This is a genomic window from Herbaspirillum sp. alder98 (genome assembly GCF_020179755.1).
Classification (GTDB): domain Bacteria; phylum Pseudomonadota; class Gammaproteobacteria; order Burkholderiales; family Burkholderiaceae_D; genus Herbaspirillum.
Window position 1 is genome coordinate 95,676 of the sequence record NZ_JAIUCY010000003.1, and the last position, 15,981, is coordinate 111,656.

Consider the following 15,981-nt stretch of genomic DNA (forward strand, 5'->3'; position numbering starts at 1 on the left):
GTTATACATGCGCGCGTGAAGTTGAGAGGGATTGCGGGCTGGACTCAGGCCCGCCACAACCATGCGCTGTTCAACGATATCGGGCCAGCGCTTCGGCCGCCCAGGCATTCAGGCTGAGCCCACGCGCCTGGGCCATGGTGGCAGCGTAGGCATGCACTTCGGGGGCGACCCGCAGCATGAATTTTCCCGAATATGGTTTTTGCGGTGCCCGGCCGACCTTGATGCAGGTGGCGAGATAATCCTCCACCGCCTCTTCGAAAGCGGCTTTGAGCGAGCTCACCGAATCGCCGTGAAAACCGACGACGTCGCGAATACCGGCGATGTGACCGATAAAACTCTCATCTTCTTCGCTGTACTCGATACGGGCGGCGTATCCCTTGTAAGTCATCGTTCCCATATTTTTACTCCATCCCCGGTGCGATACCGATATTGTGCAAAAAGGCCCTTGCGTCACGCACTTGGTAGGGTTTCGCTTCCTTGCGTGGATGCGGGCGATGAAAGGTGGCAATCTCTCCCCGCATCATGAAACGCACCCGCGAACCCGCCCCTTCTACGATCTCTGCACCAAGCGCGGCAAAGAGAGATTCAATCTTTCGCCACTCGATAGAGGATTGAATCGGATCAGAAAAAATCGCAGTGAGGGTTCTTTGATGGGTACTTTTCATCCCATCAATGGTATCAATTTATGATATCACGATTGATGCAGCCAAGAGATGCGTCTGATTTCTCGACGGACTTCGACGCAGCTCTTGCCACCCCCTCCGTCAAGCGCGCACGACACTCACGCCCAACGTCTCCAGGCGGGAACAGAACGCCCCTGGCGCATCCGGTTCGACGACGATGGTGCGCGCCAGCGTGATATCACCAATCGCGTAGGCGGACGCTGCGTTGAGCTTTTCCATCGACGCCAGCACCACCGTTTCTGCCGCGCGGGCGGCCAGCGCACGTTTCACGTAGGCCTCTTCAAGATCGCCAGTGCTGAGTCCTGCCGTCAGGTGCACGCCGGTGACGCCCATGAAGTAGAGATCGGCATTGATATGCGACATCGCCTCGATGGCGGCGGCGCCGACATTGACGATCGAATGCTTGTAGAGCTTGCCACCGATCATGACCACATCGATCTGCGGATGATCGACCAGCGCCACTGCCACGGTGGGGCTGTGGGTCACGACCGTGGCCGCCAGGGTATGCGGAATGTGGCGCACCAGCTCGGCCGAGGTAGTGCCGCCGTCGATGAAGACAATCTGCCCCGCTTCGATCATCGCCGCGGCAGCGCGCCCGATCTGCTGCTTGCCCGACGATTCCAGGCCCCGCCGCTGGGCGAACGGCGCCACCGCCGATGAAGCCGGCAACGCGCCGCCATGTACGCGCTGCAGCAAGCCCTCTGCGGCGAGTTCGCGCAGGTCGCGTCGAATCGTGTCTTCCGACACCCCGAATGCCTGCGCCAGATCTCCAGCCAATACTTGTCCGGTACTGGCCAGTATCTCCAGGGTCTTTTTCTTGCGTTGTGACGTCAACATATGTTTGCACGTTTATTCTTGGTATTGCACGAATATGCACGATATCATAAAGCGGGCTTAAAAACAGATTTACAACCAGGAGAACCGCATGACGCCAACACAAGACCGGGTGCGCATCATCGACACGGTGACGCTTTCCGACGACTGGTATGTGCTGAAGAAGACCACGTTCGATTATCTTCGCCGGGATGGGACCTGGCAGCGGCAAAGCCGCGAGACCTATGATCGTGGCAATGGCGCCACGATATTGTTAGTAGACCGGTCGCGCAGGACCGTGATCCTGACGCGCCAGTTCAGGCTGCCTGTATTCGTGAACGGGCACGATGGCATGCTGATCGAGGCCGCTGCCGGCCTGCTCGACCAGGCGTCGCCGGAAGAGCGCATCCGCGCCGAAGCGGAGGAAGAAACCGGCTACCGCGTCGACGCGGTCCGCAAGGTATTCGAGGCTTACATGAGCCCGGGCTCAGTGACCGAAAAGCTTTATTTCTTCACCGGCGAATATGACGCGACAACCCGTATCAATGACGGCGGTGGCGTGAAGGCCGAGGGCGAAGATCTCGAAGTGCTGGAGATGACGCTCGATGACGCCCTCGATGCAGTCGAGCGTGGGGAGATCGTCGACGGCAAGACCATCATGCTGTTGCAGCACGTCGCGCTGCGCGAACTGGCAGCGGTGCGTGGATGACCGCTGTCTCGGTCCTCAGCGCTACGGGATCGCGGTCGCGGTACGCCGCCACCTCATTGATATGACATGGTGACCAGTGCGGAAGCATCGGCTTTTCCCGGCACCACTTCAGTCACTACAGCAGGCTTGAAATACCGCGCCTTCAGCGCAATCATGAAACGACCGCCGGTCGACTGAATGGAGCTATAGCCAGTGACGTCATGCATTTGCGAGAACGCCAGTATGGTTTCGTTACCGTCGTCATGCCCTATCTGGATTCCCACGCCAGTGGCGGAATCGCTGGCTCCGGTCACCGCCATCACATGGTTCGACCGGTCCAGCATGGGATTGAGATGATCCAGCTTGAAGCGAATACGATTCAGGTCGGGCGGACAATTTTCCACCGGGATCGAGAAATTCTTCCATGGCGCCGCCCTGGCTCCCGGCCCTGTCAGGGCGCCTGTAGCCACATTGCCCATGGCCACCCTGACATTCGGAATGGAACATGTCAGCGCATTGACCGTGACTGCGGCAGAAGCGCTGATCGTGTCGTTGTTTTCAAACTGACGGTTTTTATACGGGTAATGGCCCAGAAGAACCCAGTCCATCGTCCCGATATTGCCCGCATAGCTGGCAAACCCCGTCTGCAAGCTTCCCGAGGTCTTCACCAGCGCGGTGCTGATAGAAAAATCGAACGTCTCGGAACTGTCACGCACCCGCTGCAATACGAGATCGAAAAAACGCCCGTTGACCTCCGTCGCACTGTTCGTACAAATTGCCGATGAACCAGTCCCCCCGGGCGGCACGCGGGTGCCAGCGAAGCTGAAGCCCACATTGGGAATTGAATTGGTACTCAGGAAGTTGGGATCGCCATGGGCCGGACAATTGTCGACATTGGGCCGGAACTTGACAGCGATCATACGACCGACCGGCAAGTTGCGACAGGACATCCGGTACGAGATAGTGCGTCGTGCAATCTCCACTCCACTCACAGCGTCGCGTGGCAACGTCACTGCCTGAGCGCCGAAAGCAAGTGAACCGGCGGGCGTCAGGGAGCATCTCGGAATGTCTCTCGCACTAGCCACACCAACGGTGAGCATAAGCATGAAAAAAAGAGTGAGGCCCCGCATGTGACACCCTCCCATGATGTTGGTTAGAGGATGCATCGCCTTGTGCGATGCAAAACCGCATCATGGTCTGCGCGGAAAACTAAGAATATAGGAATTGTCTGAATGACAATATTCCTGCAACACCCGCCATGTCGCGCAAAAATAAGTGCTAAATAATTTGCCTGGATATTTTTTCACATGGCTGCCCGGCGCAATCTCGCACTGCTGCTGCAATGATGTGCGCCGACGGACGTAAAAAAAGAAAAGGCCCACCAGACGGTGGGCCTTTTCTTTTGAAACTTGGTGCTGGCTGCAGGACTTGAACCCGCCACCCCCTGATTACAAGTCAGGTGCTCTACCAGATGAGCTAAGCCAGCAAAATCTAGCCAGCGAGTATAACCTATTTAATCCGGGTTAGTACAGGCCTGCCGCCTTTTTTTGGTGGTTCGGGATTATCGTCACTACCATCGATCGGAAAACCCTTCTTTTCCGGCTCAGAAACCGGCACCGACGACAAGACCGGCGCCGTATCTGCCGCCGCATCCTCTGCGGCGACTGCGGTGGCCGGATTGGGCGCTTCGAAGGCCATTCCCTGGCCGTTTTCACGGGCGTAGATGGCAATCACGTTTTCGATCGGGATCAGGATGTCGCGCGAGACACCGCCAAAACGGGCACTGAAACTGATGCTGTCGTTTTCCATCTTCAATGCACTGGTCGCCTCAAAACTGATGTTGAGGACGATCTCGCCATTCTTGACGAACTGCATCGGCACCCGCGTGCGGCCGTCGACCACCACGGCGATGTGGGGCGTGTAACCGTTGTCGGTGCACCATTCGTAGATGGCGCGCAGCAGATAGGGCTTGGTCGAGACTTCTTGCATGACTTGAAATGATCTGCAATGACAGGATCGGGCGGCGAGCGACCAATCCGTCATCTACCGGCATGGCCGGGGTTGCGGCGACAAGCCGAGGCGCGCACCGGGTGCGACCGCCTGCGGCAATGCGGCTTAACGGCGCATGACCTTTTCGGACGGGGTCAGCGCTTCGATGTAGGCCGGACGCGAGAAAATGCGCTCGGCATACTTCATCAGCGGGGCGGCAGTCTTCGACAGCTCAATGCCATAGTGATCCAGGCGCCACAGCAGCGGCGCCAGGGCCACGTCGAGCATCGAGAACTCGTCGCCCAGCATGTACTTGTTCTTCAGGAACAGCGGCGCCAATTGGGTCAGGCGGTCGCGAATCTCGTTGCGGGCCTTTTCCTGGCTCTTTTCGGCAGCCTTCGACTTTTCGTTTTCCAGCGTGTGCACGTGGACGAACAGTTCCTTCTCGAAGTTGAACAGCATCAGACGGGCGCGCGCACGCATCAGCGGGTCGGCCGGCATCAGTTGCGGGTGAGGAAAACGCTCGTCGATGTATTCGTTGATGATGTTCGATTCGTACAGCACCAGATCGCGCTCGACCAGGATAGGCACCTGGCCATAAGGGTTCATGACCGAAATATCTTCCGGCTTGTTGAACAGGTCGACGTCGCGAATCTCGAAATCCATGCCCTTTTCGAACAGGACGAGGCGGCAACGTTGCGAAAATGGGCAGGTCGTGCCCGAGTAGAGAACCATCATTTTATAGAGCCCTAAAAACAAAAGGGGGGCGAGACGTGTTTACGCTCACCCCGGTACGCGATTCCGCAAAAACTGCGGGAATACGTGATTTTACTTTTTTACTTGACGTTCTTCCAATAGGAAGCGTTCAAACGCCAGGTCAGCACCAGAAACACCCCCAGGAACAACAAGACCCAGACACCCAGCCGCTTGCGCGTGTTCTGCGCCGGTTCGGCCATCCATTCCAGGTAGCCGACCAGGTCGGCGACGGCGTTATCATAGTCGATCGCGCTCAACTTACCGGGCTTGATCTGCTCGTAACCCGCAAATTTGTGGACGGTTTTCGCAGGATCGTGGGGGTCTTTCTCATCTACGTACTTCACCCCGCGAATTCCTTGCAATTCCCACAACACATGCGGCATGCCGACGTTGGGGAACAACATGTTGTTCCAGCCGGTGGGCCGACTATCATCCCTATAATAACTGCGCAGGTAGGTATAAATCCAGTCCGGCCCCGATCCCAGCTCGGAAGCCTTGGCGCGGGCGATGACCGATAAATCGGGTGGCGTCGCCCCAAACCAGGCCTTGGCGTCTTGCGGCAGCATCGAGATTTTCATCAAATCCCCGACTTTTTCCCCTGTAAACAAGAGGTTAGCCTTGATCTGGTCTTCTGACAGGCCAATATCGCGCAGGCGATTGTAGCGCATCGAGGAAGCCGAATGGCAATTCAGACAGTAGTTGACGAACAATCGCGCCCCGTTTTGCAACGCAGAAACATCCTTGGTACGGTCCGGCGCATGGTCCAGCGCGATGCCGCCTTCGCTGGCGCATGCCAGGGCCGGCACCAACGCCAGCGTGGCGAGCAGTCTCTTCAGCAATTTCATGTTGTTATCCTTTTGGCGGCTGGCTCAGTGCGGATGGTAGGTAACACGATCGGGTACCGGCTTGAAGGTGCCGGCCGCGCTCCACCATGGCATCAACAGGAAGAAGCCGAGATAGATGAACGAACATACCTGGGCGATGGCGGTGCCGATGGCCGTCGGCGGCTGCACCCCGAGATAGCCCAGCGCCACGAAGGCAATCGCGAACACGATGTAGATATATTTATGCCAGTCCGGACGATAGCGGATCGACTTGACTGGCGAATGATCCAGCCACGGCAAACCGCCCAGGATCACCACCGACACGCCCATCAGCACCACGCCCCAGAACTTGGCGTCGAATACCAGCATGCCCACGATGACCAAAAGGCCGATCACGATCGAAGCCAGCTTGAGCTTGCGCGACAGGTTCGACTTGAACGACAGCAGCGCCACGTAGCACGCCACGGCGCCGATCAGCCATCCCATGAAGTCGGCAGTGGTCGCACGCAGGATCGAGTAGAACGGCGTGAAATACCACACCGGGGCGATATGCGGCGGCGTCTTGAGCGAGTCGGCCGGGATGAAGTTGTTGTACTCGAGGAAGTAGCCGCCCATCTCGGGCGCAAAGAACACCACCGCCGAAAACACGATCAGGAAGATCGCCACGGCGAAGATATCGTGCACCGAGTAGTACGGGTGGAACGGCACGCCATCCAGCGGCACGCCGTTGGCGTCCAGGTTCTCCTTGATCTCGATGCCGTCGGGGTTGTTCGAACCGACTTCGTGCAACGCGATGATGTGCGCCGCCACCAGCCCGATCAGCACCAGCGGGATGGCGATCACGTGGAACGAGAAGAAACGGTTCAGCGTGGCATCCGACACCACGTAGTCACCCCGCAGCCACAGCGACAGGTCAGGGCCGATGAAGGGAATCGCACCGAACAGGTTGACGATCACCTGGGCGCCCCAGTACGACATCTGGCCCCATGGCAGCAGGTAACCGAAGAAGGCCTCGCCCATCAGGCACAGGAAGATGCCCACGCCGAACAGCCACACCAGTTCGCGCGGCTTGCGGTATGAGCCATAGAGCAGGCCCCGCACCATGTGCAGGTAGACCACGATGAAGAAGGCCGAGGCGCCGGTGGAGTGCATGTAGCGCACCAGCCAACCCCAGGGGACGTCGCGCATGATGTACTCGACCGAGGCAAAGGCCAGGTTGGCATCGGGCTTGTAGTGCATCACCAGGAAAATGCCGGTGACGATCTGGATCACCAGCACCAGCAGCGCCAACGAACCGAAGGCGTACCAGAAGTTGAAGTTCTTGGGTGCGTAGTACTCGGAGAGGTGGGCTTTCCAGGTGGATGTCAGCGGGAAACGTGCGTCGATCCAGTTGAGTGCCTTGGCCGAAGCCGGCGCGTCGTCAGGCAGTTTCTTCTCGTGGAATGCTCCCATGATCAAGCCTCCCCTTTTTCGTCTTTGCCGATCACCAGCTTGTTTTCGCCTTCGAACATGTAGCGCGGCACCTGGAGGTTGTCTGGGGACGGCTTGTTCTTGTAGACGCGCCCGGAAAGATCGAAGGTCGATCCGTGGCAGGGGCACAGGAAGCCGCCGTGCCAGTCATCCGGCAACGAAGGCTGCGCCCCGGTCTGGAAGCGCGCACTGGGCGAGCAACCGAGGTGCGGGCAGATGCCGACCACCACCAGGATGTCCTTGCGGATGGCGCGCCATTCATTGAGCGCGTAGTCGGGTGTCTCGGAAAAATCGGTGCGCTTGGACGCGGGATCGGCCACCTGGGCATCGGCCGCCTTGAGCGAGGCCAGCATCTCGGGCGTGCGCTTGAGAATCCATACCGGCTTGCCGCGCCACTCGACGGTGCGCATCTCACCGGGAACCAGGCTGGATATATCGACCTCGACCGGTGCGCCGGCAGCCTTGGCGCGCTCCGACGGTTGCAGGGTGGACACGAACGCTCCGGCGGTGGCCAAGCCCGCTACACCTCCGGCCGCGCAAGTCGCAACTAGCAAACCCCGTCGACTTGCATCGACCTGATTGTCGTCAGTCATAAAGACCCCTATCTCCAAAATGTAAGTTAGCGTGGACCTTCTAAGTGACCCTCATGCAACTTTTCGATTATATATAAGCTGAATAGGGTTTTGAAGCTAACGGCGGCAATGGTAGCGGCATTGGCACAAGCGGGTTTTGACGCAGCGCAACCCGCAGTCAGTCTGTTCCGGTCTCCCCTTTTTGCGCAGTGCGGCGTCGGACGATGTCCAATTTACTTTTTTCGCCGAGCGCGATATAACGCGCTTAGCAATAATATTTCATGAATTACTGGCAATCTTTAACAGGAGAAACAAGGATGAGCATGCTCAAGGACTTCCGTGCATTCGCGATCAAGGGCAACGTCGTCGACCTGGCCGTCGGTGTCATCATCGGCGGCGCTTTCGGCAAGATCGTCAGTTCACTGGTGGAAGATATCATCATGCCGGTGGTCGGCAAGATCTTTGGTGGTCTCGATTTCGCCGCTTATTATCTTCCGTTGAACGGCCAGGCCTACGGACTGCCGCTGGCCGAAGCAAAAAAAGCCGGCGCCGTATTTGCCTACGGCAACTTCCTCACCATCCTGCTCAACTTCCTGATCCTGGCATTCATCATCTTCCAGATGGTGCGCGCGATCAACAAGGCGCGTGAGCTGACCGCCCGCAATGAACAGGCCGCAGAAGCCGCCAAGCCGGTGGTCCCGCCCGAAGATGTGCTGCTGCTGCGTGAGATTCGCGACGCGCTGAAGAAGCAGTAAGCCAGGCAAGCCCGGCGCCATCACACCGGGTTATCGATGTCGATAAACCGGTGCTCGATACCGAAGTGCTGCGCAGCATAGGCACCCAGTGCCTGCACGCCATAGCGCTCGGTGGCGTGATGACCGGCGGCGATGTAGACGGTGCCGGTCTCGCGCGCCAGGTGCACCGTCGGCTCGGATATCTCGCCGCTGATGTAGGCGCTGGCGCCGGCCCCGATGGCGTCGTCCAGCATGCCTTGCGCCGCGCCGGTGCACCATGCGATCTGGCCCAATGGCTGTTGCGGGTCGCCGATCAGCAACGGCGCGCGGCCCAGTCGTTTTTCGATCAGTGCGGCCAGGTCACCCGCCGTCTTGATCGACGCCATGCCGGAGCGCCCCAGCCAGCCAAGATCGTTGTCGCCGAAGCGCCCCTCGGGGGCGAGATCAAGCTGGCGCGCCAGTTGCGCGTTATTGCCCAGTTGCGGGTGCGCGTCCAGCGGCAGGTGATAGGCGAACAGGTTGATGTCATTGGCCAGCAGCAGTTTGAGGCGGCGCTGGCGGATACCGATCACGCGCGGATCTTCGCCGCGCCAGAAATAACCGTGGTGGACCAGGACCGCATCGGCCTTCAGGTCCAGCGCCGCCTCCAGCAGTGCCAGGCTGGCGGTGACGCCGCTGACCACCGAAGCGATGGTGGTGCGCCCTTCCACCTGCAGCCCGTTTGGGCAATAATCCTTGAATTGCGCGGCATTCAGGGTCTGCCCCAGAAATGTGGCGAGCTCGTCTCTGTTAATCTGCCGTGTCATTCTTCTTCCTCTTTAAATTTCAATATGCGACGTTTATGGCTGTTGTTTGCCCAAACCGTAACAGTAGGTTTGGCTTTGTGGTTCATTGTAGCGACCCTCAAGCCGGACTGGGCATCGGGCAGCTTCAGCTCGCGCGCCCGCCCTGCCGCTTCCACCGTACCGATGCAGGAAGCCACGCCGGATGCACCGGCGCTGACCTCGTATCGCCACGCGGCGCGCCAGGCCATGCCGTCGGTGGTCAACATCTTTACCACCACCGAGGCACGGCCGCAAAAAAGCCCATTCCAGAACGATCCGTTCTTCCGCAAGTTCTTCGGCGACCAGTTCGACGACCAGCAGCAGGAAGACAAGCAGTCCAGCCTGGGCTCGGGCGTGATCGTCAGCCCGCAAGGCTACATCCTGACCAATAACCATGTGGTGGAATCGGCCGACCAGATCGAAGTGGCGCTGGCAGACGGTCGCAAAGCCACCGCCAAGGTAGTCGGTATCGACCCCGAAACCGACCTGGCGGTGATCAAGATCGACCTGCCCAACCTGCCGGCGATCACGCTGGGGCATCCCGAGACCAGTTCGGTGGGCGACGTGGTGCTGGCCATCGGCAATCCGTTTGGCGTCGGCCAGACGGTGACCATGGGCATCGTCTCGGCGCTGGGCCGCAACCATCTGGGCATCAATACCTTCGAGAACTTCATCCAGACCGATGCGGCCATCAATCCGGGTAACTCGGGCGGCGCGCTGGTCGATACCAACGGTAACCTGCTGGGCATCAATACGGCGATCTATTCGCGCACCGGCGGCAACCTCGGCATCGGCTTTGCGATTCCCATGTCGACCGCCAAGACGGTAATGGAATCGATCATCAGCCACGGCCAGGTGGTGCGCGGCTGGATCGGCGTCGAGCCGCAGGACATCACGCCGGAACTGGCCGAGAGCTTCGGCCTGGGCAAGAAGACCGGCGCCATCATCGCCGGCGTGCTCAAGGGCGGGCCGGCCGATCGCGCGGGCATGAAGCCGGGCGACATCCTGGTCAGCATCGAAGGCAAGCCGGTGGTCGACACCACCGAGATGCTCAACGTAATCGCCCAGCTCACCCCGGGCCAGGCGATCAACATGACCGTGCTGCGCCGGGCGCAGGAAACCAAGCTGTCTATCACGGTCGGCAAGCGTCCGCCGCCGGTACGCACCGACGACGAAGAAGAAGAGTAAGCACAATCAATGGCCGCCGCCGGATCACCGGCGCGGCCGGCCCCAACGGAGACCTCTTTCCATGCATGTGCGTGACCTGACCCGCTTCCTGGCGGAACTGAGCGAAAACAACAACCGCGCCTGGTTCGTGATGAACAAGCCGCGCTATGACATCCTGCGCGCCGAGTTCCTGGCGCTGACCACGCAACTGATCGCCGACATCGCCAGGTTCGATCCGGCGGTGGCCGGATGCAATCCGAAGAAGGCGCTGTTCCGGATCAACCGTGACATGCGCTTTTCGCACGACAAGAGCCCCTACAAGACGCATTTCTCGGCCGCCATCACGGCCAGCGGCCTGAAGAAGCCCAGCCAGGGCGGCGGCCCGGCCTATTATTTCCACATCGATGCGGCCGGCACGCTGCTCATCGCCGGCGGCGAGTACCTGCCGCCGCCGGCCCGGCTGCGCGCCATCCGCACCCGCGTTATCGAAGACGCGGCGGGCTTCACCAAAATGCGCAAGAACAAGAAGCTGGTGGCGACCTTTGGCGATCTGCAGCAAGAAGGCATGCTGTCGCGCCCGCCCAAGGGCTTCGATGCCGACAGCCCCAACCTCGAATACGTTAAGCGCAAGAGCTTCATCGTCTGGACCGAGACCGATGTCAGCAAGAAGATTCCCAAGGACCTGGCAGGCGATGTGCTGAGCGGCTTCAAGGACGCCTATCCGCTGGTGGACTGGTTGCGCGGCATTGCGCTGTACACCCCCGAGGACGGCGCAACTTAACGCGCAGCGATCGACGATCCAATGAAAAACGCCGTTCGGGGCAAGCCTCCGAACGGCGTTTTTTCATGCTGCGACCAGTTAGCCGCTCAATCGGCAGTCGACGACTTGGGCTCATCGGCACTGTCCGGCGCGCGGGTGACGCGCTCGAAGATCGGGGCGATCAACAGGCCGACCTCGTACAGCAACACCAGCGGCACGGCCAGCAGCAACTGGCTCATGATGTCCGGTGGCGTGACCACGGCGGCGATGACGAAGGCGCCGACGATCACGTAAGGACGGATCTGCTTGAGCTTGGCCAGCGGCACCAGGCCCATGCGCACCAGCACCACCACGATCACGGGTACCTCGAAGGTCACGCCGAAGGCCACGAACATGGTCAGCACGAAATCGACGTAGGCATCGATATCCGGCGCCACCGATACCGACTTCGGCGCAAAGTTGTTGATGAACGGAAACACCACACCGAACACGAAGAAGTAACAGAACGCGACGCCCACGACGAACAGCAGCGAAGACGAAATGACCAGCGGCGCGATGAGCCGCTTCTCATGCGCATACAGGCCAGGCGCGACGAAGGCCCACACCTGATACAGCACCCATGGCAACGAGACCAGCACGGCCGCCATCATGGTGACCTTGATCGGGATCAGGAACGGCGTGATGACGCCGGTGGCGATCATCTTGCTGCCGGTGGGCAGGGCCGCCAGCATAGGCGCGGCCAGCACATCGAAGATATGGGCCGCGAACGGCATCATGCACAGGAACACCACCAGCACCACCGCCGACGCCTTGACCAGGCGACTGCGCAATTCGATCAGGTGCGAGATGAAGGTGTCATCGCCGGCGGCCGGGTTGTTTTCTTCAGCCATGGATTTGCAGCAGGATCAAAAAGGGACGCGACACATCGCACCCCGGGATTAAAAGAAGCCGGCCGATTTGCCAGCGCTGATCGGACGATACCTGGCCACGCGGGCCGAGGCCGAAATCACGCGCGTCTTGCGGCCGTTGTGCTGTTTGTACCAGGTCGGAACGGCCGTGGTGCGCGCCAGCTTCTTGCGCCGGAATGCCTTTGCCTTGATCGCCAGCAGGTCGGCGTTGGGTGTACGCTTCCAGCTGTCGCCGGCAGCACTGGCGCTGTCGTAGGTCGAGGCGTCGTCGCCGCCGTTCCAGGCGTCATTCAACTGCGACTCGGTGTCGGACATGCTCTTGTTGAACCCGCTGGACACCTCGCTTGCGGCCTGCTCGACGTCGGTGCGCATCTTGCGCAGCTCTTCCAGCTCGATTTCGCGGCTGACCTCGCTCTTGACGTCGTTGATGTAACGCTGCGCCCGGCCGAACAGGGTGCCGGCCATGCGCGCCACCTTCGGCAGGCGCTCGGGACCGATCACCACCAGCGCGACCACGCCGATCAGGGCCAGCTTGGTAAGGCCGATATCAATCATGAGTCTTTCTGGACATTTGAATGCAGATTAAGGACGGGCCTGGCCCGATGACAGGACGGGCCGGCACCCGCCAGAAGATGGAAGCCCACCGGACCCTCGGCGGCGCCACGAGCACCGCCGGTCAGGCTGCAACACGCGGGATCAGGTACCGGTCTTGTCCTTCTCTTTGGCCTGGACATCGATGGCCGCATCCTTCTTTTCTTCGTCGCCATTCTTGACGCCGTCCTTGAAACCCTTGACGGCCTTGCCCAGGTCGGAACCCATGTTGCCGAGTTTCTTGGTACCAAACACCAGCATCACGATCACCAAGACAATCAGCCAATGCCAAACACTGAACGAACCCATTCTATTCTCCTAAGCGGACATCCCTGTCCCAGTCTGTAAAAACGTTCCCTGTCCTACGCCCGTAAGATCGGGCTTGTCATTGTTGCACGAAGCGCACGCGCCACGGATGCGGCCCGCCAATGACGTGCATGTGCAGATGGTACACCTCTTGCCCGCCATCCGGTCCGGTGTTGAACAAGGTCTTGAAGCCACCGCTGCGGTTGCCTTCGGCGTCGAGCTGGAAGCCACACCCCTGTTCGGCCGCCAGCCTGGGCGCCAGCGTGGCCATCTTGCCCAGCAGCGCGATCTCGTCCGGGCCGCAATCGGCCAGCGTCGCGATGTGACGGCGCGGCACCACCAGGAAATGCACCGGCGCGGCCGGGTTGATGTCGTGGAAGGCGATCACGTCTTCGTCTTCGTAGATCTTCTTGGACGGGATCTCACCGGCCGCGATCTTGCAGAAAATGCAGTTATCCAACATCGTTCTCCTGGTGAATGGATGAGCTTCAGTCGGGACGACTGGCCTTTTCAGCCAGGCCCGACAGGCCTTCACGGCGCGCCAGCTCATCGATGACGTCTTGCGGTTTCAGGTCGAACTGCGCCAGCAATACCATCGAATGGAACCACAGGTCGGCGCACTCATAGAGCACCTTGGACTTGTCGCCAGACACGCGTGCATCCTTGGCGGCCATCACGGTTTCGGTGGCTTCCTCGCCGATCTTCTTGAGGATGGCATCGTCGCCCTTGGCGAACAGCTTGGCCACGTAGGATTGCTCGGGGTTGCCGCCATTGGCGGGCTTGCGCGACTCGATCACGTCGGCCACGCGTTGCAGGATGTCGCTCATGATGGCTTGCCCGGTTCGGCGCTCTTGCGGGGCTTCCTGACCTTCTCGGCCGGCTTGGCGGCAGGCGCGCCACCGGCGCCGGGCGCCAGATCCTTGATGATCGGCTCGACCGTCACCCACTCGCCGTTGGTGGCGTCGCCCTCGAGCTTCTGGAAGAAACAGGAATGGCGTCCAGTGTGACAGGCGATACCGGCGATCTGCTCGATCTTGAGCAGCACCACGTCTTCGTCGCAGTCGAGGCGGATCTCGTGCACCTTCTGGAAATGCCCCGACTCCTCGCCCTTGTGCCACAGCTTCTTGCGCGAACGGCTCCAGTACACGGCTTCGCCGGTCTCGACCGTGCGCGTCAATGCTTCGCGGTTCATCCAGGCGAACATCAGTACATCGTTGGAACCGACTTCCTGGGCAATCACAGGCACCAGGCCGACTTCATCCCAGCGTACCTTGTTGAGCCATTTGGCGCTGATGCTCATGCCAGCCTCATGGAAATGTTCTGGTCGGCCATGAAGCGCTTGGCTTCCTGCACGGTGTGCTGGCCATAGTGGAAAATGCTGGCCGCCAGCACCGCGTCGGCGCGCCCGCGCGTGATGCCATCGGCCAGGTCCTGCAAACCACCCACGCCACCCGAGGCGATCACCGGAATGGTGACCGCTTCCGACACCGCGCGGGTCAGGTCGAGATCGAAACCGCTCTTGGTGCCGTCGCGATCCATGCTGGTCAGCAGGATTTCGCCAGCGCCCAGGCGTGCCATGTTGCGCGCCCATTCCACCGCATCCAGGCCGGTGGCATTGCGACCGCCGTGGGTATAGACCTCCCAGCGACCGTCGCCGGCGCGCTTGGCGTCGATCGCCACCACGATGCATTGCGAACCGTACTTGTTGGCGGCATCGGCCACCAGTTGCGGGTTGGTCACGGCGGAGGTATTGATGCCGACCTTGTCGGCGCCGGCGTTGAGCAGGCGACGCACATCCTCGACCGAGCGCACGCCACCACCTACGGTGAGCGGAATGAAGACCTGCGAGGCCACCGCCTCGATGATGTCGAGGATCAGGTCGCGGCCGTCCGAAGAGGCCGTGATATCCAGGAAAGTCAGTTCGTCGGCGCCCTGGTCGTCGTAGCGACGGGCGATCTCGACCGGGTCGCCGGCATCGCGCAACTCAAGGAAGTTGACTCCCTTGACCACGCGACCAGCCGTCACGTCCAGGCAGGGGATGATGCGTTTAGCAAGTGCCATGTCATTGACCGCCGGCTGGGTCGTCGGCGTCTTGGGCTGATGTCAGCTCGTCGGCGCGGTCCTGGGCCGAACTCAGGTCGAGCGTGCCTTCGTAGATCGAGCGGCCGCAGATGACCGCCTCGACGCCTTCGCCCTCGACTTCGCACAAGGCTTCGACGTCCTTGATGTTGTGCACGCCGCCGGAGGCGATGATCGGGATCGACACCGCCTGCGCCAGGCGCACCGTGGCTTCGATGTTGACGCCGCCCATCATGCCGTCGCGACCGATGTCGGTGTAGACGATGGCTTCGCAGCCATAGCCTTCGAATTTCTTGGCCAGGTCGATCACTTCGTGGCCGGACAGCTTGCTCCAGCCGTCGGTGGCGACCTTGCCGTCCTTGGCATCCAGGCCGACGATGATCTGGCCCGGGAAGGCGCTGCAGGCATCGTGCAGGAAACCGGGGTTCTTCACCGCAGCGGTGCCGATGATGATGTACGACAGGCCATCGTCGAGATAGCGTTCGATGGTGTCGAGGTCGCGAATGCCGCCACCCAGTTGCACCGGAATCTCGTCGACGTCATTCTCTTCGGCGAATTGCGCCACGGCCTTGAGGATGGCCTTGACCGCGGATTCGTTCTTGGGCTTGCCTGCGAAGGCGCCGTTGAGATCGACCAGGTGCAAACGGCGCGCGCCTTGGCGCAACCAGTGCATGGCCATTTCTCCCGGGTCTTCGGAAAATACGGTGGCTTGTTCCATATCGCCTTGTTTCAGGCGGACGCAATGACCGTCTTTGAGGTCGATGGCGGGTATCAGCAGCATGGCTACGGGGGGCTTGTCAGTGAAAGGTTGGTGTGA

Annotated in this window: 22 protein-coding genes and 1 tRNA gene; 4 read left to right on the forward strand and 19 right to left on the reverse strand. The window is 60.4% G+C overall.

What is annotated here, in order from left to right:
* Positions 1–70 precede the first annotated feature (70 nt).
* From LBW87_RS08260 to LBW87_RS08270, 3 genes are all read right to left on the reverse strand, one after another.
* The gene (locus LBW87_RS08260) at positions 71–397 is read right to left on the reverse strand and encodes a type II toxin-antitoxin system HicB family antitoxin (RefSeq protein ID WP_225200973.1); all 327 of its coding nucleotides are present in this window, start codon (positions 395–397) and stop codon (positions 71–73) included.
* A gap of 4 nt (positions 398–401) precedes the next feature.
* The gene (locus tag LBW87_RS08265) at positions 402–665 is read right to left on the reverse strand and encodes a type II toxin-antitoxin system HicA family toxin (RefSeq protein ID WP_225200974.1); all 264 of its coding nucleotides are present in this window, start codon (positions 663–665) and stop codon (positions 402–404) included.
* Positions 666–764: 99 nt separating this feature from the next.
* Positions 765–1,520 carry a DeoR/GlpR family DNA-binding transcription regulator gene (locus LBW87_RS08270; protein WP_225200975.1) on the reverse strand — a complete coding sequence of 252 codons (756 nt, stop codon included), beginning with the start codon at positions 1,518–1,520 and terminating at the stop codon, positions 765–767.
* An 88-nt stretch (positions 1,521–1,608) separates the two neighbouring features.
* Between LBW87_RS08270 and LBW87_RS08275 the strand changes: the two genes are divergently transcribed.
* A complete protein-coding gene (locus tag LBW87_RS08275) occupies positions 1,609–2,205 on the forward strand; it encodes an NUDIX domain-containing protein (RefSeq protein ID WP_225200976.1) in 597 nt (198 codons plus the stop codon).
* Between the two features lie 53 nt (positions 2,206–2,258).
* On the opposite strand, the gene LBW87_RS08280 is transcribed toward LBW87_RS08275, so the two are convergent.
* From LBW87_RS08280 to petA, 7 genes are all read right to left on the reverse strand, one after another.
* Entirely contained in the window at positions 2,259–3,104 is an 846-nt protein-coding gene (locus LBW87_RS08280; protein ID WP_225200977.1) for a fimbrial protein, read from the reverse strand.
* A gap of 490 nt (positions 3,105–3,594) precedes the next feature.
* Positions 3,595–3,670, reverse strand: a tRNA-Thr gene (locus LBW87_RS08285).
* Positions 3,671–3,693: 23 nt separating this feature from the next.
* Positions 3,694–4,173, reverse strand: coding sequence for a ClpXP protease specificity-enhancing factor (locus LBW87_RS08290; RefSeq protein WP_225200978.1), 480 nt, complete (start codon positions 4,171–4,173; stop codon positions 3,694–3,696).
* Positions 4,174–4,299: 126 nt separating this feature from the next.
* The gene (locus LBW87_RS08295; RefSeq protein WP_008115639.1) at positions 4,300–4,911 is read right to left on the reverse strand and encodes a glutathione S-transferase N-terminal domain-containing protein; all 612 of its coding nucleotides are present in this window, start codon (positions 4,909–4,911) and stop codon (positions 4,300–4,302) included.
* 98 nt (positions 4,912–5,009) lie between these two features.
* Positions 5,010–5,774, reverse strand: a complete 765-nt coding sequence (locus LBW87_RS08300) for a cytochrome c1 (protein ID WP_225200979.1) — start codon at positions 5,772–5,774, stop codon at positions 5,010–5,012.
* Between the two features lie 24 nt (positions 5,775–5,798).
* Positions 5,799–7,205, reverse strand: a complete 1,407-nt coding sequence (locus LBW87_RS08305) for a cytochrome b (protein WP_225200980.1) — start codon at positions 7,203–7,205, stop codon at positions 5,799–5,801.
* A 2-nt stretch (positions 7,206–7,207) separates the two neighbouring features.
* A complete protein-coding gene (gene petA / locus LBW87_RS08310) occupies positions 7,208–7,816 on the reverse strand; it encodes a ubiquinol-cytochrome c reductase iron-sulfur subunit (RefSeq protein WP_225200981.1) in 609 nt (202 codons plus the stop codon).
* Between the two features lie 296 nt (positions 7,817–8,112).
* Here petA and mscL point away from each other — a divergent pair, with 296 nt between their 5' ends.
* On the forward strand, positions 8,113–8,550 hold the full coding sequence (mscL, locus tag LBW87_RS08315) for a large conductance mechanosensitive channel protein MscL (protein WP_225200982.1): 438 nt from the start codon (positions 8,113–8,115) through the stop codon (positions 8,548–8,550).
* A 20-nt stretch (positions 8,551–8,570) separates the two neighbouring features.
* On the opposite strand, the gene LBW87_RS08320 is transcribed toward mscL, so the two are convergent.
* Entirely contained in the window at positions 8,571–9,335 is a 765-nt protein-coding gene (locus tag LBW87_RS08320; protein WP_225200983.1) for a Nif3-like dinuclear metal center hexameric protein, read from the reverse strand.
* Positions 9,336–9,359: 24 nt separating this feature from the next.
* Between LBW87_RS08320 and LBW87_RS08325 the strand changes: the two genes are divergently transcribed.
* Positions 9,360–10,541: a S1C family serine protease gene (locus LBW87_RS08325; RefSeq protein ID WP_225200984.1), complete on the forward strand. Its 1,182-nt coding sequence runs from the start codon at positions 9,360–9,362 to the stop codon at positions 10,539–10,541.
* A 61-nt stretch (positions 10,542–10,602) separates the two neighbouring features.
* Complete coding sequence (locus tag LBW87_RS08330; RefSeq protein ID WP_225200985.1) at positions 10,603–11,301, forward strand: DUF2461 domain-containing protein; 699 nt, start codon at positions 10,603–10,605, stop codon at positions 11,299–11,301.
* 86 nt (positions 11,302–11,387) lie between these two features.
* Here LBW87_RS08330 and tatC read toward each other — a convergent pair whose 3' ends face one another.
* The 8 genes from tatC to hisA all read right to left on the reverse strand — a co-directional run bounded on the left by tatC (position 11,388) and on the right by hisA (position 15,945).
* Positions 11,388–12,170: a twin-arginine translocase subunit TatC gene (gene tatC, locus LBW87_RS08335; RefSeq protein ID WP_225200986.1), complete on the reverse strand. Its 783-nt coding sequence runs from the start codon at positions 12,168–12,170 to the stop codon at positions 11,388–11,390.
* A 48-nt stretch (positions 12,171–12,218) separates the two neighbouring features.
* Positions 12,219–12,743, reverse strand: coding sequence for a Sec-independent protein translocase protein TatB (tatB, locus tag LBW87_RS08340; RefSeq protein ID WP_225200987.1), 525 nt, complete (start codon positions 12,741–12,743; stop codon positions 12,219–12,221).
* Between the two features lie 141 nt (positions 12,744–12,884).
* A complete protein-coding gene (gene tatA, locus LBW87_RS08345; RefSeq protein ID WP_225200988.1) occupies positions 12,885–13,088 on the reverse strand; it encodes a Sec-independent protein translocase subunit TatA in 204 nt (67 codons plus the stop codon).
* A gap of 76 nt (positions 13,089–13,164) precedes the next feature.
* On the reverse strand, positions 13,165–13,545 hold the full coding sequence (locus LBW87_RS08350) for a histidine triad nucleotide-binding protein (RefSeq protein ID WP_225201405.1): 381 nt from the start codon (positions 13,543–13,545) through the stop codon (positions 13,165–13,167).
* A 28-nt stretch (positions 13,546–13,573) separates the two neighbouring features.
* Entirely contained in the window at positions 13,574–13,912 is a 339-nt protein-coding gene (locus tag LBW87_RS08355) for a phosphoribosyl-ATP diphosphatase (protein ID WP_225200989.1), read from the reverse strand.
* The gene (gene hisI / locus LBW87_RS08360) at positions 13,909–14,385 is read right to left on the reverse strand and encodes a phosphoribosyl-AMP cyclohydrolase (RefSeq protein WP_225200990.1); all 477 of its coding nucleotides are present in this window, start codon (positions 14,383–14,385) and stop codon (positions 13,909–13,911) included. Before hisI ends, LBW87_RS08355 begins: the two co-directional genes overlap by 4 nt.
* Positions 14,382–15,146 carry an imidazole glycerol phosphate synthase subunit HisF gene (hisF, locus tag LBW87_RS08365; protein ID WP_225200991.1) on the reverse strand — a complete coding sequence of 255 codons (765 nt, stop codon included), beginning with the start codon at positions 15,144–15,146 and terminating at the stop codon, positions 14,382–14,384. The genes hisI and hisF overlap by 4 nt, the downstream gene beginning before the upstream one ends.
* Before the next feature lies 1 nt (position 15,147).
* Positions 15,148–15,945, reverse strand: a complete 798-nt coding sequence (gene hisA, locus LBW87_RS08370; RefSeq protein WP_225200992.1) for a 1-(5-phosphoribosyl)-5-[(5-phosphoribosylamino)methylideneamino]imidazole-4-carboxamide isomerase — start codon at positions 15,943–15,945, stop codon at positions 15,148–15,150.
* Positions 15,946–15,981: the final 36 nt, after the last annotated feature.

Bases quoted from the DNA above. Each gene is read 5' to 3' on its own strand.
- LBW87_RS08260 (WP_225200973.1), bottom strand. From the start codon at position 397: ATGGGAACGATGACTTACAAGGGATACGCCGCCCGTATCGAGTACAGC.
- LBW87_RS08265 (WP_225200974.1), bottom strand. From the start codon at position 665: ATGAAAAGTACCCATCAAAGAACCCTCACTGCGATTTTTTCTGATCCG.
- LBW87_RS08270 (WP_225200975.1), bottom strand. From the start codon at position 1,520: ATGTTGACGTCACAACGCAAGAAAAAGACCCTGGAGATACTGGCCAGT.
- LBW87_RS08275 (WP_225200976.1), top strand. From the start codon at position 1,609: ATGACGCCAACACAAGACCGGGTGCGCATCATCGACACGGTGACGCTT.
- LBW87_RS08280 (WP_225200977.1), bottom strand. From the start codon at position 3,104: ATGATCGCTGTCAAGTTCCGGCCCAATGTCGACAATTGTCCGGCCCAT.
- LBW87_RS08290 (WP_225200978.1), bottom strand. From the start codon at position 4,173: ATGCAAGAAGTCTCGACCAAGCCCTATCTGCTGCGCGCCATCTACGAA.
- LBW87_RS08295 (WP_008115639.1), bottom strand. From the start codon at position 4,911: ATGATGGTTCTCTACTCGGGCACGACCTGCCCATTTTCGCAACGTTGC.
- LBW87_RS08300 (WP_225200979.1), bottom strand. From the start codon at position 5,774: ATGAAATTGCTGAAGAGACTGCTCGCCACGCTGGCGTTGGTGCCGGCC.
- LBW87_RS08305 (WP_225200980.1), bottom strand. From the start codon at position 7,205: ATGGGAGCATTCCACGAGAAGAAACTGCCTGACGACGCGCCGGCTTCG.
- petA (WP_225200981.1), bottom strand. From the start codon at position 7,816: ATGACTGACGACAATCAGGTCGATGCAAGTCGACGGGGTTTGCTAGTT.
- mscL (WP_225200982.1), top strand. From the start codon at position 8,113: ATGAGCATGCTCAAGGACTTCCGTGCATTCGCGATCAAGGGCAACGTC.
- LBW87_RS08320 (WP_225200983.1), bottom strand. From the start codon at position 9,335: ATGACACGGCAGATTAACAGAGACGAGCTCGCCACATTTCTGGGGCAG.
- LBW87_RS08325 (WP_225200984.1), top strand. From the start codon at position 9,360: ATGCGACGTTTATGGCTGTTGTTTGCCCAAACCGTAACAGTAGGTTTG.
- LBW87_RS08330 (WP_225200985.1), top strand. From the start codon at position 10,603: ATGCATGTGCGTGACCTGACCCGCTTCCTGGCGGAACTGAGCGAAAAC.
- tatC (WP_225200986.1), bottom strand. From the start codon at position 12,170: ATGGCTGAAGAAAACAACCCGGCCGCCGGCGATGACACCTTCATCTCG.
- tatB (WP_225200987.1), bottom strand. From the start codon at position 12,743: ATGATTGATATCGGCCTTACCAAGCTGGCCCTGATCGGCGTGGTCGCG.
- tatA (WP_225200988.1), bottom strand. From the start codon at position 13,088: ATGGGTTCGTTCAGTGTTTGGCATTGGCTGATTGTCTTGGTGATCGTG.
- LBW87_RS08355 (WP_225200989.1), bottom strand. From the start codon at position 13,912: ATGAGCGACATCCTGCAACGCGTGGCCGACGTGATCGAGTCGCGCAAG.
- hisI (WP_225200990.1), bottom strand. From the start codon at position 14,385: ATGAGCATCAGCGCCAAATGGCTCAACAAGGTACGCTGGGATGAAGTC.
- hisF (WP_225200991.1), bottom strand. From the start codon at position 15,146: ATGGCACTTGCTAAACGCATCATCCCCTGCCTGGACGTGACGGCTGGT.
- hisA (WP_225200992.1), bottom strand. From the start codon at position 15,945: ATGCTGCTGATACCCGCCATCGACCTCAAAGACGGTCATTGCGTCCGC.